The organism is Catenibacterium sp. GCM10023432, from assembly GCF_042651925.1.
In the GTDB taxonomy this organism is placed as follows: Bacteria; Bacillota_I; Bacilli_A; order Erysipelotrichales; family Coprobacillaceae; genus Catenibacterium; species Catenibacterium mitsuoka.
In genome coordinates, this window is record NZ_JBHSEB010000007.1 from 3602 (window position 1) to 18617 (window position 15016).

Annotated in this window: 11 protein-coding genes, 1 pseudogene and 1 other annotated feature; of the genes and pseudogenes, 5 read left to right on the forward strand and 7 right to left on the reverse strand. The window is 32.5% G+C overall.

What is annotated here, in order from left to right:
• On the forward strand, positions 1-233 hold a 233-nt coding region (locus tag ACFOZZ_RS02100; RefSeq protein WP_376814607.1), incomplete at its 5' end, for a hypothetical protein.
• Positions 234-293: 60 nt separating this feature from the next.
• Here ACFOZZ_RS02100 and ACFOZZ_RS02105 read toward each other — a convergent pair.
• From ACFOZZ_RS02105 to ACFOZZ_RS02120, 4 genes are all read right to left on the reverse strand, one after another.
• The gene (locus ACFOZZ_RS02105) at positions 294-1214 is read right to left on the reverse strand and encodes a nucleotidyltransferase family protein (RefSeq protein ID WP_376814608.1); all 921 of its coding nucleotides are present in this window, start codon (positions 1212-1214) and stop codon (positions 294-296) included.
• Between the two features lie 96 nt (positions 1215-1310).
• Positions 1311-1595, reverse strand: a complete 285-nt coding sequence (locus tag ACFOZZ_RS02110) for a Dabb family protein (protein WP_055234033.1) — start codon at positions 1593-1595, stop codon at positions 1311-1313.
• Positions 1596-1598: 3 nt separating this feature from the next.
• A complete protein-coding gene (locus ACFOZZ_RS02115) occupies positions 1599-2390 on the reverse strand; it encodes an Mrp/NBP35 family ATP-binding protein (protein ID WP_270396629.1) in 792 nt (263 codons plus the stop codon).
• 430 nt (positions 2391-2820) lie between these two features.
• Positions 2821-4191 carry an aldehyde dehydrogenase family protein gene (locus ACFOZZ_RS02120; RefSeq protein ID WP_055234035.1) on the reverse strand — a complete coding sequence of 457 codons (1371 nt, stop codon included), beginning with the start codon at positions 4189-4191 and terminating at the stop codon, positions 2821-2823.
• Between the two features lie 321 nt (positions 4192-4512).
• Here ACFOZZ_RS02120 and ACFOZZ_RS02125 point away from each other — a divergent pair, with 321 nt between their 5' ends.
• Both ACFOZZ_RS02125 and metG read left to right on the forward strand, forming a co-directional pair.
• A complete protein-coding gene (locus ACFOZZ_RS02125; RefSeq protein WP_055234036.1) occupies positions 4513-5709 on the forward strand; it encodes an ATP-binding protein in 1197 nt (398 codons plus the stop codon).
• A 127-nt stretch (positions 5710-5836) separates the two neighbouring features.
• Positions 5837-6027 (forward strand) — a binding site (T-box leader).
• Positions 6028-6066: 39 nt separating this feature from the next.
• A complete protein-coding gene (gene metG, locus ACFOZZ_RS02130; protein ID WP_278780807.1) occupies positions 6067-7995 on the forward strand; it encodes a methionine--tRNA ligase in 1929 nt (642 codons plus the stop codon).
• A gap of 25 nt (positions 7996-8020) precedes the next feature.
• On the opposite strand, the gene ACFOZZ_RS02135 is transcribed toward metG, so the two are convergent.
• Positions 8021-9403, reverse strand: coding sequence for a hypothetical protein (locus ACFOZZ_RS02135; protein WP_278780806.1), 1383 nt, complete (start codon positions 9401-9403; stop codon positions 8021-8023).
• Between the two features lie 4 nt (positions 9404-9407).
• The gene (locus ACFOZZ_RS02140; protein WP_279067541.1) at positions 9408-10856 is read right to left on the reverse strand and encodes a helix-turn-helix domain-containing protein; all 1449 of its coding nucleotides are present in this window, start codon (positions 10854-10856) and stop codon (positions 9408-9410) included.
• A gap of 242 nt (positions 10857-11098) precedes the next feature.
• Between ACFOZZ_RS02140 and ACFOZZ_RS02145 the strand changes: the two genes are divergently transcribed.
• Together ACFOZZ_RS02145 and ACFOZZ_RS02150 are read left to right on the forward strand one after the other, a co-directional pair.
• The gene (locus ACFOZZ_RS02145; RefSeq protein WP_320803812.1) at positions 11099-12244 is read left to right on the forward strand and encodes an anaerobic ribonucleoside-triphosphate reductase activating protein; all 1146 of its coding nucleotides are present in this window, start codon (positions 11099-11101) and stop codon (positions 12242-12244) included.
• A 4-nt stretch (positions 12245-12248) separates the two neighbouring features.
• Entirely contained in the window at positions 12249-14615 is a 2367-nt protein-coding gene (locus tag ACFOZZ_RS02150) for a ribonucleoside triphosphate reductase (RefSeq protein WP_376814609.1), read from the forward strand.
• 179 nt (positions 14616-14794) lie between these two features.
• Here ACFOZZ_RS02150 and ACFOZZ_RS02155 read toward each other — a convergent pair.
• Positions 14795-15016 (reverse strand): annotated as a pseudogene (locus ACFOZZ_RS02155) (hypothetical protein); the annotation flags it as partial.

Below are 15016 nucleotides of genomic sequence, written 5' to 3' on the forward strand. Positions count from 1 at the left end.
ATTATGTTCAGAACGGTAAGATTGACTGGTCAGTGAATACATTATCACAGGTTAATGGTGAAGGAACATGGTATAAGGTGACTAATGGACAGTTAGATTGGAACTATACAGGATTAGTTAAGTATTACAGTACATGGTACTACATTCAAAATGGTATTCTTGACTGGAATTACAGTGGTTCAGTAAATTATAATGGTAAAACATACACTGTAAAGAACGGTAGAGTTCTATAACTATAAAATACACTAAAATAAAAGACAGTATGCTTAAATTTTTGCATACTGCCTTTTCGTTTACTTAATATTATCAAATAAATTTGTAGAATAAACACCTTCATCAATTAACTTCTTAAATGATTCCTTTACAACAGGTGCATCTTCTTTATATGTTACACCAAACCATGAATCCTGTACTTCTAATACCTTAACACTTAATTTGTTTTCTCTTAGAAGTTCACCAATATAGATAGGTAATAAATATTCATCCTTTAGTGGATCCTTGATGTTTTTAAAGAATTCTACAAAACCTTCTTTTAAAGTATTTACGAATTCAGGAGTTAATCCCCAGAAGTTCATAGATACATTTACGTTAGGGTCAATTTTTTTATCTCCTACACGTGCACCAGTAGAAGTTTTTTCAATATTCTTAGTTTCTTCTACATCTGTTAAGTATCCTTCATCATTGACTGCACAGATACCTCTCGTTACACCACCATTATCACTTAAAGTATTCTTTAAGATAAATCCTGCCATAGCTAGTTTTTCTGGATGTTCAGGTGTATAGTCTAATAAGAAATCATGAATCTGTACAAATGCTTCTTTACCATAATAATCATCTGCATTAATAACTGCGAATGGTTCATGAATCAAACCATCACAAGCAAGAACTGCCTGACCAGTACCCCAAGGCTTAGTACGTCCTTCAGGACATTCAATTCCTTCTGGTAATGCCTTTAAGTCCTGGAATGCATAAGCAATTTCTACATCATATTTCTTTGCGACTTCTTCAATACGATTCCCAATAACTTCTCTAAAGTCTTCTTCAATATCTTTACGGATAATAAAGATAATTTTGTTGAAACCGGCCGCAATGGCATCATGGATAGAATAATCCATAATAATTTCACCATTAGGTCCAACTGGTTCTAACTGCTTGATTCCTCCACCAAAACGTGAACCGATACCAGCAGCCATAATTACTAAAGCTGTATTCATAATATAATCCTCCGTTAAACATGATAACTATATTATACAACGAAAACTATGTAATAGATATGTATTTAAAAAACTCAGGATAATTCCTGAGTTATATTAGATAGTGAAGTCTACACAAGCTCTTACTTCAGCATTTTCCTTCGCAATTTTCGCAACAGCTAAATGTCTAGGATCATTCGCATAGCTAGCAAGATCTTCCATATTATCAAATTCCATAACTAATGAAACATCATATGTTTCATTAGGATTTTCATTTCTCCCAACATGTAAAGAACGGATACCATCAATCTGTCCTACAAGTCCTTTTAATCCTTCTACAAACTGATTCTGTAGATCTTCTGTACCTTCTTTAAATTTCCATACAACAACGTGCTGAATCATTTCTTAATCCTCCTTCATTAATTCATTCACTATAGGCATAAGTTCCATCTGTGTAATTGTTTCAATAAGACCTGCATCAACTACTTTAGTAATTGCAGGATCCATTGGAAGACGACATACAGTAGAAATATTAAACTTCTTCGCAATTTCATCTATATGACTTTCACCAAACAAATAATGTTTATGTCCACAATCAGGACAGATATAATAACTCATATTCTCAACAAGACCTAGAATAGGAATATTCATCATCTGTGCCATATTCACTGATTTTTCTACAACCATGCTGACAAGTTCCTGTGGTGAAGATACCGTAATAATACCATCTACAGGAAGAGATTGGAAGACTGTTAGAGGAACATCTCCAGTTCCTGGAGGCATATCGACAAATAAATAATCTAATTCGCCCCAATATACATCAGTCCAGAACTGTGTAACAGTATTAGAAATCAAGCTTCCTCTCCATACAACAGGATCAGTAGGATTATCCAGCATTAAGTTTAAAGAAACAATCTTAATACCTGTACGTGTTTCGGCTGGGATAATACCCTTATCACATCCATAAAGCTTTTCAGTTAAACCAAAAGCCTGGGGAATTGATGGTCCTGTAATATCCGCATCTAAAATACCTACATTATAACCAATACGGTTCATCATGACTGCAAGTAATGATGTCATTAAACTCTTACCTACACCACCCTTACCACTTGTGACTGCAATAACATGTTTGATATGGGAATCCTTATTCAAATCTTTATGAAGATCCTTATTAAAATATTTATCATATTCACCCATTTTAATCACCTCATCTACTATTATACATGAAATATTATAAAAATGCTGATTAACGAACGGTATAACCAGCATACATGATGATGACAAATAAGATTATTGCACATATAATCTTAGAAATTGCCCAGGCGATTTCGTATCTCATTGTTCCTCCTATTCTATACTTAGTATAGAATAAGAGGAGAAATACAAATATCATTACAGACACAAGAATATATAAATATTAAGTAAAAAAAACTAGAGAAATGAATCTCTAGCTTACAATCAATGAGTGGCAGATAGAAGTATAGTTCCCATAATTATAACAGCAACTAATTTTGAACCTAACCAATACAAATTGTACTTCATATCCATCACCCTTTCTTTTTCTATACTCAGTATAGTAAAGAAAGGGTTAAGAAGAAATCACACTCATATTAAGTGTTCGTAAGTATTACTTTAAGAAACGTTTGATCCATTTCATCTTATCATCGGTAAGTGGATAATATCTAAATGGTAAATCAATACGTGTACTCTTATGCAAAACAGAACGACGATGAGAAAATGTCTCAAAAGTAAACTTACCATGATAATAACCAATACCACTTGCGCCTACACCACCAAATGGAAGTGTATTAGTCGCAAAATGGCTGACTGTATCATTAATACATGCATCACCAAAACTACATAAATCTAGAATCTTATTAGCATGATATGAATCATTGGAGAATAAATAAAGAGCAAGAGGCTTATCATGACTATTAATATACTGAATCGCTTCTTCAATTCTATTGTATTCTACAAGTGGAAGAATAGGTCCAAAGATTTCTTCTTCCATTAAAGGATTATCAAAATCTACATCATTCACAATAGTAGGTGCAATCTTTAAGTGTTCTTCATCTACTTCTCCACCAATAAGAATATCCTGATTCTCTAATAGCTTCTTTAAGCGATCAAATTGTTCTTTATTGACGATCTTACATAAGTTCTCACTTTCTAATGGATGTTCACCAAAGAACTTCTTAATATATTCTGCAGCATAATCAATAAAAGCCGCTTTCATAGTATCTTTAATTAATATGTAATCAGGTGCAATACAAGTCTGACCAGCATTCAAGAACTTACCGAATATAATACGCTTGGCTGCAATCTCCATAGGAATCATATCAGTTAAAATAGCAGGAGACTTACCACCTAATTCTAGTGTGACAGGTGTTAATGTTTCTGCCGCCTTCATATAGATTTCTCTACCAGCTTTCTTACCACCAGTAAAGAAAATATAATCAAAAGGTAAATCTACAAGTTCCTTAGAAACCTCTAAACCACCTTCAACACAATAGGCATGTCCTTTATCAAAACATGTATCAATGAGCTGCGCTACAATAGCGGAAGTATGTGGTGTCTGTTCACTTGGTTTTACAATCGCACAGTTCCCTGCTGCAATAGTACCAATAAGTGGTTCTATCGCAAGTAGAAATGGATAATTCCAAGGAGAAATAATAAGTGTAACACCATAAGGTTCATAAATCGTATAAGAACGAGAAAAGAACTGATGAAGAGGTGTCTTTACCTTTTCCTTCTTTACCCATTTTTTAATATTCTTTAATGTATATGTGCAGGTTTCAAGAGTTAATCCTATTTCTGTCATATAGGACTCACCTCTAGATTTACCTAAATCCTTCTCTAAAGCATCTTCTATTAAGTCCATATGGTCTTTAATCCATAACTTAACACGTTTAATTGCATCTATTCTTAAACTTACATCTCTAGTCATTAATGTGTCATAATACGTTTTCTGATCATTAAAAATCTTTTCTAAATCCATAGCTATCACTTCCTTCTCTAGTATTCTATTACCTTTTACTTACTAATACAACAAACGAATATAATTCACATAATTCAAAAACATACTAAATATGATAAGTGAATTCAGTATGAATAAGATAAGAAATTTATGTGTAAATAAGTTGTCATATGATCAAATCAAGTACAAGGTCTTTTGTTTGTATTAATCGCTTTCAAAAATCAAAATAATTTCATTTTTGAAAGTGGCATCTTGTTCCTACAGTTTTAGAACAGTATAATAAGTGTAGTGGTTCAGTTTCAAAACTATAAAAAATTTAAACTTTTGAAAGTAGGTGAATATATGAAAACAATTGTGAGAAAAAACTATCTCAACAGGATCATTGAACTAAAGGATACACCGGATATCAAAATTATTACTGGTATTCGTCGTTCCGGGAAATCTAAACTAATGCAGGCATACATTGAATACCTAAAAACAAATTACGATAATATCAATATAATTTTTATTGATTTTATGGATTTGAAGTTTGAAGAAATCAAGGAATATCATGCACTACATTCTTATGTAGAACAACATTATGTAGCAGGTAAAATGAATTATCTCTTTGTAGATGAAGTTCAGATGTGCCCAAAGTTTGAGTTAGCTATTAATAGTCTCTATTCTAAAGGAAAGTATGATATCTATGTAACTGGTTCTAATGCTTTCTTGTTGAGTGCTGATCTAGCAACTCTCTTTACAGGACGATATATTGAAATACATGTATTTCCTTTCAGCTTTCAAGAATATTGTGAATATTATAGTGATGTGAGTGATAAGGATAAGCTTTTTGATGAATACTCTTTTAAGGGTGGTTTGGCAGGCTCTTATTTATATCCAAATGATAGGGATAGGGTTACTTACATTAAGGAAGTCTATGAAACTATTGTGACAAGAGATCTAGTTCAAAAGTATGCTTTACCTGATACGACTGTATTACAAAGATTAAGTGAATTCTTAATGGATAATATCAGTAATTTAACTTCTCCAAATAAGGTGAGTCAGCTTTTAAATGCGAATAATGTATCTACAACTCATGTGACAGTACGTAAATACATTAAATACTTATGTAACGCTTTTGTTTTCTATGATATTAAGAGATATGATATTCGTGGTAAGAAATATTTGGAAAGTTCTGAGAAGTTCTATTTGTGTGATACAGGTATTCGATATGCTATTTTAGGTAGTAGAAATATGGATTATGGCAGAGTGTATGAGAATATGATTTGTATTGAACTATTGCGTCGTGGTTATGATGTTTATGTTGGAAAACTTTACCAGAAAGAGATAGACTTTGTAGCTCAAAGAGGTAGTGAAAAAATCTATATTCAGGTAAGTGATAATATTTCAGCACAAGAAACTTTTGAGAGAGAATATTCTCCTTTACTACAAATTAGAGATGCATATCCTAAAATGATTATTGCAAGAACGAGACATCCAAAGTATAGCTATGAAGGCATTATGATTTATGATATTGCTGAATGGTTACTAGGAGCGTAAGTGCTTTAATGGTTCACTTTCAAAACTTTAATAATATTCAACTTTTGAAAGTGAACCTCTCTGTGATAATGTGAGGACTTTCAACCCTATCATTGACAAGGTTGTAGAAATTTGTTAAAGTTTTAAAGTAAAAGCAATGAACAGAAGAGACTAAAGTGAAATGCATAGAGAACTTATGGCTGGTGTAAATAAGTGTGAAGCTTTAGAAAGATGGTCTGGGAGCTGTTATTTCGAATAGGGATAACCGTAACTCGCGTTAAGAGATTGAGAGACACGTAAGTGTAAAAAAGGTGGTACCGCGATAATTTCGTCCTTTATTAAGGACGTTTTTTTTATTTTTAGGAGGGAGCAGATAATATGAAAGATCCAAAAGATTTCTATTTAACAACCGCAATTACTTATACTTCAGGTAAACCTCATATTGGTAATACTTATGAAATCGTATTAAGTGATGCAATCTGCCGTGCTAAGAGACAGCAGGGCTATAATGTACGTTTTCAGACTGGTACAGATGAACACGGACAGAAAATCGAATTAAAGGCTAAAGAAGCTGGAATTGAACCAAAGGAATATGTAGATAAGGTTGCTGCAGAAGTAAAACGTATCTGGGATATGATGGATGTTACTTATGATAAGTTCATTCGTACTACTGATGAATATCATGTAAAACAGGTACAGAAGATTTTTAAGAAGTTACATGACAAAGGTGATATCTATCTAGGTCATTATGAAGGTAAATACTGTACTGCATGTGAATCATTCTTTACAGAATCTCAGTTAGTAGATGGAAAATGTCCTGACTGTGGTGGAGAAGTGCATGACGCAAAAGAAGAAGCATACTTCTTTAAATTATCTAAATATCAGGATCGTTTAATGCAGTATTATAATGATCATCCAGAATTCATTCAGCCAGAATCAAGAAAGAATGAAATGGTCAATAACTTCTTAAAACCAGGTTTACAGGATTTATGTGTATCAAGAACTTCATTTACTTGGTCTATTCCTGTAGACTTCGATCCAAAGCATGTTGTATATGTATGGATTGATGCATTAGTAAACTATATTACTGGATTAGGTTATGACTTAGATGGTAATAACGATGAATTATTTAATAGATATTGGCCTGCAGATGTACATGTTATTGGTAAGGACATCGTAAGATTCCATACTATTTATTGGCCAATCATCTTAATGGCATTAGATTTACCTTTACCAAAACAGGTATTTGGTCATCCTTGGTTATTAATGGGTGATTCTAAGATGTCTAAACATTTAGGTAACGTTATTTATGCGGATGACTTAGTAAATCTATTTGGTGTAGATGCTGTAAGATACTACTTATTGCATGAAATCCCATATGATAACGATGGTTCAATTACTTGGGACTTATTAGTAGAACGTATCAACAGTGATCTCGCTAATATCTTAGGTAACTTAGTAAACAGAACAATCGCTATGTGTAATAAATACTTTGATGGTGTTGTCACAAATACAAATGTATGTGAACCAGTGGATGATGAATTAAAATCAATCGCACTCGCAATGCCAGGAAAGACTATTAAGTTAGAAAATGAATTCAAACTTGCTAAAGCGTTGGATGAAATCTATGTATTATTAAGACGTACTAATAAGTATATTGATGATACTATGCCTTGGGCTCTTGCTAAGGATGAAACAAAGAAAGATCGTCTTGCAACAGTACTTTATAACTTAGTAGAAGCTATCAGATTCTCTGCTATCGCATTAGAACCATTCATTCCTGGTACTTCTAAGAAGATCTTAGATATGATTAATACAGATGAAAGAGATATGATGAAGCTAGATACTTTCGGTTCATATAAATCAGGAACTAAAGTCACTGATCATCCAGAAGTATTATTTGCTAGATTAGATCCTAAAGAAGTAGCTAAACAGGTAGAAAAGTTAACTCCTGCTAAGCCAGTTGTTCCAGAAAAGAAGGATGAAACACCTGAAATCACTATTGATGATTTCTCTAAGGTAGAATTAGTTGTTGGTGAAGTAAAGAAATGTGAAAAGCATCCTAAAGCAGATCGTCTTCTTGTATCACAGATTGATATTGGTGGAGAAGTAAGACAGATTGTTTCAGGTATCGCAGATAGCTATTCACCAGAAGATATGCCTGGTAAGAAGGTAATTGTAGTGAAGAATTTAAAACCAGCTAAACTAAGAGGTGTAGAATCTCAGGGTATGATTCTTGCAGGTGGAACTAAGAAATCTATTAAAGTATTAGAAACAGATTTACCAGCAGGTACAAAAATCAGCTAACATGAAAAGAGTGAACCATTTTGGTTCACTCTTTTAACATGTCTAATTGTGCAATATAGCTATCAATGATTTCAAATGCGTCTTCTTTACTTAACGATCTTTCTTCTAGTATATATTGATAATAGTCATTAAAAGCCATTACAAGACTTGCTTCATGCAGCTGTATTGTTTTGATAGTGCCACTGGCTGATACAATTTGGAAATAGAGTGTATTAATGTTCATGACTATAACTGAGAAAGACATATTATCATATTCAGGGATATCTACAAGTTTTATAGAGTAGGTATTTATAAAGTTCTTTAGTCTACGTAATATTTTGATTCTATCATTAATCGTTAGTGGTTGATAGAATGGTTGTAGGAAATCAATTGTATAACCAGTATCCACAAAATGTTTTAATCCTTGTAGAGTATGGAGTCCTGATAGATGATCTTTATTATGCTTCACAAACTGTTTTAAATACATTGACTGTTTCTTGAATGATTCCACAAAATCATTATCTTCTAAAAAAACTGGAAATGGATCGTCCTCTTGATAAACTGCACCAATAGGAGGTGCATAGAGAATATAATTGAAATCTTCTGTCATATCACTTTTTTCATCTTTTTTAGTGATTAAACACTTTGTTTCCTTTAAATATTGATTAAATAGTATTTCATACGCATCATATGTTTCTCCTTTTTCATAAAGAATACCACTTGAATGATCTGCTGTATAAATAAGAAGATATCTAGTAGTAAGAATCATATTAGGAAAGAAACAAAGATGGTTATTAATCGCATTGATCTCATTATAGTAATAATATGGTCTATAGTGATCATTATTAAAGATTAATGGCATGATATTTGTAAGAACAGTTAAGTTATAGAACTGGTTATCTTTCGTTAGTTCATTTGTATTATTTAAACAGAATAAATGCGTAATAGGTATATGAGAAGAGACTATTCTTAATAAATAGAGTGCATGAGTAGGCTGATCAAAGATCCTTATATGAGGTTTTTTTTCTTTGCTTTCTAAGAGAGATAGTTCATATAAGAGATATTCTACATCATATTTATTAGTATAGTGTCCTGTCTTTAAGATAGAATCTAAAGTATCAGGTGTTGTAAAGGAACGGTTATCAAGTAATGTGGCTTCTTTTAAGAAGGAATTTACATGTTGACGGCAATAATAACGGAACTCTCCTATTCTATCTATTTCATAGGCATTTAATAATTCTTTCTTTTCATCATTAGTAAGATAGAGATACTGACTGATCTGTTGGATAAAATCACGATTTGGTATTTTACGTTCTCCTCTAATAATCTTATAAAAAGTAGAACGGTCTATCTGGAAGTATTCTGCACACTTCTTGATATTGATTTTCTTAGTCTTGATATATTCAGATAATAATTGGTATACATACATAATACTACATCTCCATTTCAATCATTTCTATACATTTATCAATCAGCTTCATTTCATCTTCTTTACTATAAGCATTCTTCTTAACTACATTTTCAACAAAATCATTAAATGCTTCTACAAGTGTGACTTCTTTAATAGAGATATTTGCGAGTGTACCTGTTGAATCTGCTGCAATCATATGAAACTCTTGATTACTTAACTGAAAGTATGTTGTAGATGATTCAGAAAGATAAGGCATATTTGCCATCACGACATGAGGATGCTTTATACAGAATTCTTTCCACTTTCTAAGTAATGTGAGTCTATCTTCTAAAGAAAGAGGATTAAAGAGTTCTGGTGGTATATCATGGAGATACCCTGTTTTAGCTGTATAGTATAAACCTTGCACTGTATAGATAACATGGAATTTATCAATACATTGAGGATAGAAGATCTGATTCCAGTAATTCACATAGTTTTGATAGTCTTTAATAAATCCTTCTTTATCAGGAAAGAAATCTTTTAATGATTTACGGATAATATCCAGATCACTCTCTTCAAACACATAAGTAGGACATGGTGTTGTCATGAGTTCCTGTGTAATAACATGAGTATTTAAGAACGTTTGCGTGTCTGCAAGATAGTTTGTCCATGAATCACGTGTCATAAAACATTCTGCTTCTTTTAAATAAGCATCAAATTTTTCTTTATAGGCATTCACAATCTGTTGAAGTTTATAAAGTATTCCCTGACTATGATCATTTGTATAGGTAAACACATAACGTGTTGTAATCATTACATTAGGGTAGAATATATCATGTTCATTCATAATAGAAACATTACTGTAGTAGTAATAAGGATGATAATTCTTATTACGTAAGATGACAGGTAATAAATTAGTTAAACACTTTAAGTTATAGAACTCATTATTTTTTGTCTGTTTCTGTGAATTATCTAGATAAAATAAATGAGTCATAGGCATATCTGATGAAAGATGATTAAAAGAATCGAATATAATAGACATCTCATAAGGCTGTTCCATGATTCTTACATGAGGTTTTTCTTCTCTTAGTTCATAAGAATATAAAGTATAGAGTATATGTTCTACATTGATTCTTCCTGTATAGACATCATCTACAAGAGTCTGATCATCTTGTACCTGTTCTGTAATGTGATAATGATGATCCAATACATGATCTGCTTCCTTAAAGAAATCCTGGATATGTTTACGACGATAGAATATAAAAGCACCTATTGTATCAATTTCATAAGCTTCTAATATCTGTTTTGTTTCTTCCTGACTTAAACATAGATATTGTGCCATTTTATTGACTAATGCTTCACTTGTTGCAGGTCTTTGACCTTTAATGATCTTATGTAGTGTAGAACGATCTATTTCTAAGTATTGTGCAAATTGTGTCATATTCGTTTTCTTCTTATTAATATAAAACGATAATAGTTCTGATAGAGACATAATATACTCCTCCTTAATAATAATTATATCATGGAACCATTTAGCTAAGATATAATCAAATATTTTTTCTTAACTCCTTGATATAGGTTTTATCGGTTATAATTTCAATACATTACTTAATTAATTAGTATATACTGTATATAGGAGATGATAATGTGCAAACATTTTCACAACAATTGCATACGCTCTCTATTGGTGCTAGACTTAATATAGTTGGATAGTCAACTAAAGAGGTGAGAGAGATGGATAAGAAAGAGAACTTCATGAGTGATAATGCATTACTATATCGTGCGGCTATTAAATATTATGATAATAGATTAAAGAAATATGATATAGGTTATGGACAGGTTGTGAATTTAATGATGATTCATGAACATCCTGGTATTACTATGAAGGAATTGTCTTCTAGTGGTTCTGTAGATAAAGGTACAATCACAAAGAGTATATCTAAACTACAGGAGGCGGGCTATATTCGTGTAGAAGAGAATATTCTTGATAAACGTTCTAAGAGGCTTAAAACAACACCTAAAGCGAAAGATGTGATTGCTGAAATGTATCTTGCGAGAAAAGACTGGTGGTCACATCTAACATCTGATTTGACTTTAGAAGAAGTAGATCAATTAGAAAAAACAATGCATCTTTTAGTTAAGAAAGCAATAGAAGAACCAACATACCAGAATCATTTTCGTATCTTTGGCTTTCAAAAGCTCACTCTTCTAGATTATCCAGGAAAGATGGCATGTACTCTATTTACTGGAGGATGTAATTTTAAATGTCCTTTCTGTCATAATTCTGATTTAGTTTTCTTACCAGAAAATATGGTAGAGATTGAACAGGAAGATGTCCTTGAATTCTTAGAAAAGAGAAAGAATATATTAGAGAGTGTATGTATTACAGGTGGAGAACCTTTATTACAGACTGGTATTGTGGATTTCTTAAGAGTAATCAAGGATATGGGGTACTCTATTAAATTAGATACAAATGGTTCTTTTCCTAATAAGTTAAAAGAATTGGTAGAAGAAGGTCTTGTAGACTATGTAGCAGTAGATATCAAGAATGCCCCTAAGAAATACAATAAGACAATTGGTTTAGAAGGTTATCGTCTTGATTCTATTAAGACAACAGTCCAGTATTTATTAGAAAATCATGTGGATTATGAATTCAGAACGACAATTATTAAAGAATTTCATACAGAAAATGATATGAGATTAGTTGGAGAATGGATCAAAGGTGCTAAGCGTTATTATCTTCAAAACTTTGAAGATAATGAGAATGTGATTCAAAAAGGTTTACATGCATGCTCATTAGAAACACTCCAGAGTTATAAGAAGATTTTAGAAGAATATGTTGATGAATGTGAAATCAGAGGGATAGAAGAAAGGATATGATAATATGTACCAGGTCATTAAAAGAGATGGTAAGATTACAGAGTTTGATTTAAAGAAGATAACCCGTGCGATTGAAAAAGCATTTATTTCATTAAAGAAAGAATATCATCCAAGTGTGATTGATATGCTTGCATTAAAGGTCACAAGTGATTTTGAAAAGAAAATTAAGGATCATAAGATTGCAGTAGAAGATATCCAGGATAGTGTAGAGGATATCTTATCACAGGCAGGTTATAGTGATGTGGCGAAGTCTTATATTCTTTATCGTAAACAGAGAGAGAAAGTAAGAAATATGAAGTCCACGATTCTTGATTATAAGGATCTAGTGAATAGTTATGTGAATGCGACTGACTGGAGAGTGAAAGAGAATTCTACTGTCACTTATTCTGTTGGTGGGTTGATTCTAAGTAACAGTGGTGCGATTACTGCAAATTATTGGTTATCTGAAATATATGATCAGGAGATTGCGGATGCACATAGAGATGGTGATTTCCATATTCATGATTTAAGTATGTTGACAGGTTATTGTGCAGGATGGTCTTTAAAACAATTGATTCAGGAAGGTTTAGGAGGTATTCCAGGTAAGATTACATCTAAACCAGCTAAACATCTTGCGTCATTATGTAACCAGATGGTGAACTTCTTAGGTATTATGCAGAATGAATGGGCAGGTGCTCAGGCTTTCTCTTCTTTTGATACTTACTTAGCACCATTTGTAAAGGTAGATAATCTTTCTTATGATCAAGTCAAGAAATGTATTGAATCATTTATTTATGGTGTCAATACACCTTCACGCTGGGGAACACAGGCTCCTTTTTCTAATATTACTTTAGATTGGACAGTACCAAATGATTTAGCTGAATTGAATGCGATAGTTGGTGGAAAAGAAATGGACTTCCGTTATAAGGATTGTCAGAAAGAAATGGACATGATCAATAAAGCCTTTATTGAAGTGATGATTGAAGGTGATGCGAATGGTCGTGGATTCCAGTACCCTATTCCTACTTACTCTATCACAAAGGATTTTGATTGGTCGGAAACAGAAAATAATAAACTATTATTTGAAATGACTGCAAAGTTTGGTACACCATATTTCTCTAACTATATTAATTCAGATATGGAACCAAGTGATGTCAGATCAATGTGTTGTCGATTAAGACTTGACTTAAGAGAATTAAGAAGAAAGAGTGGAGGATTCTTTGGTTCAGGTGAATCAACAGGATCAGTAGGTGTCGTTACTATTAACCTTCCACGTATTGCTTATTTATCGCATAATGAACAGGAATTCTATGAAAGACTGGATCACTTAATGGATCTTGCGGCAAGATCATTAAAGGTAAAAAGAGATGTTATTAGTAAGTTATTAGAAGAAGGTCTCTATCCTTATACAAAACGTTATTTAGGTTCATTTAAGAATCATTTCTCTACTATTGGTTTAGTAGGTATGAATGAAGCCACACTCAATGCGAACTGGCTTAAAGTAGACTTAACACATACAGATGCACAGGAATTTGCGAAGGATGTATTAAACCATATGCGTGAAAGACTAGTGATCTATCAGGAAGAATATGGTGACTTATATAACCTAGAAGCAACACCTGCAGAATCTACATCTTATCGTCTTGCGAAACATGATAAGAAGAAATATCCAGATATCATTACTGCCACTAAAGAGGGTAATACACCTTACTATACAAACTCATCTCATTTACCAGTAGGTTATACAGATGACTTATTTACTGCCTTAGATATTCAGGATGAATTACAGACTCTTTATACATCAGGTACTGTATTCCATGCCTTCTTAGGTGAAAAACTACCAGACTGGAAAGGTGCTGCAACACTCGTAAGAAAGATTGCGGAAAACTACAAACTTCCTTATTATACAATTTCACCTACATACTCTATTTGTGAAGATCATGGTTATCTTGTAGGTGAACAGCCTATATGTCCTGTATGTGGTAAACCAACAGAAGTATGGAGCCGTATTACAGGTTACTATAGACCAGTTAAGAACTGGAATGAAGGTAAAGCACAGGAATTCAAGGAACGTAAAACATATGATATGGGTCACTCAGTACTAAGTGGCAGACATATGAAGAAAATCAAAGAAGAACAGGTACAACCTGTTATACAGAATGAAAAGCTTTATTTATTCACAACAAAAACATGTCCTAACTGTCGTATTATTAAGAAGATATTAGAAGATGAACATGTAGACTATGAATTAATAGATGCAGAAGAACAAGTAGACCTCACAAAGAGATTCTCTGTTATGCAGGCTCCTACTCTTGTCGTTGCGAATGATAAGAGCTATGCGAAATATGTGAACGTGTCTAATATTAGAAAATATATAGAAGAAAGATCATAACCAAAGTGGGCATCACTAAAGTGATGCCCATTTCTTTTAAAGTAAAAAGAAGACTGTGAGATCATTGGATGTCACAGTCTTTATTGTGTTTTGATATACATTTAATTGGTGGAAGTTTTAAACAAATAATAGTTTCTTGAAACATTGGTCTGTATTGTTTCAAATGCTAGGAGATTGTTTTAAGATAATGAACCGGTAGGACTACAAGTGAGTTTTACAGTTTTATCTATTGTTTTTAGTATTGATCCATTTTGATGATATAACTTAGCTGTTATGCTTGCAGATGCAGTTGCACCGGTTTTAGAAGCTTTCGCATTACTTAATTTCCAGTTTGTTGAATAATTGGCTTTACTATATGTTGAGCTAGTACATGTTGCTGATTTTCCATTATATGTGAATTT

Excerpts from the sequence above, each read along its gene's own strand:
- ACFOZZ_RS02120 (WP_055234035.1), bottom strand. The coding sequence starts at position 4,191 with ATGGATTTAGAAAAGATTTTTAATGATCAGAAAACGTATTATGACACA.
- ACFOZZ_RS02110 (WP_055234033.1), bottom strand. The coding sequence starts at position 1,595 with ATGATTCAGCACGTTGTTGTATGGAAATTTAAAGAAGGTACAGAAGAT.
- ACFOZZ_RS02105 (WP_376814608.1), bottom strand. The coding sequence starts at position 1,214 with ATGAATACAGCTTTAGTAATTATGGCTGCTGGTATCGGTTCACGTTTT.
- ACFOZZ_RS02140 (WP_279067541.1), bottom strand. The coding sequence starts at position 10,856 with ATGTCTCTATCAGAACTATTATCGTTTTATATTAATAAGAAGAAAACG.
- ACFOZZ_RS02150 (WP_376814609.1), top strand. The coding sequence starts at position 12,249 with ATGTACCAGGTCATTAAAAGAGATGGTAAGATTACAGAGTTTGATTTA.
- ACFOZZ_RS02125 (WP_055234036.1), top strand. The coding sequence starts at position 4,513 with ATGAAAACAATTGTGAGAAAAAACTATCTCAACAGGATCATTGAACTA.
- ACFOZZ_RS02115 (WP_270396629.1), bottom strand. The coding sequence starts at position 2,390 with ATGGGTGAATATGATAAATATTTTAATAAGGATCTTCATAAAGATTTG.
- ACFOZZ_RS02145 (WP_320803812.1), top strand. The coding sequence starts at position 11,099 with ATGGATAAGAAAGAGAACTTCATGAGTGATAATGCATTACTATATCGT.
- metG (WP_278780807.1), top strand. The coding sequence starts at position 6,067 with ATGAAAGATCCAAAAGATTTCTATTTAACAACCGCAATTACTTATACT.
- ACFOZZ_RS02135 (WP_278780806.1), bottom strand. The coding sequence starts at position 9,403 with ATGTATGTATACCAATTATTATCTGAATATATCAAGACTAAGAAAATC.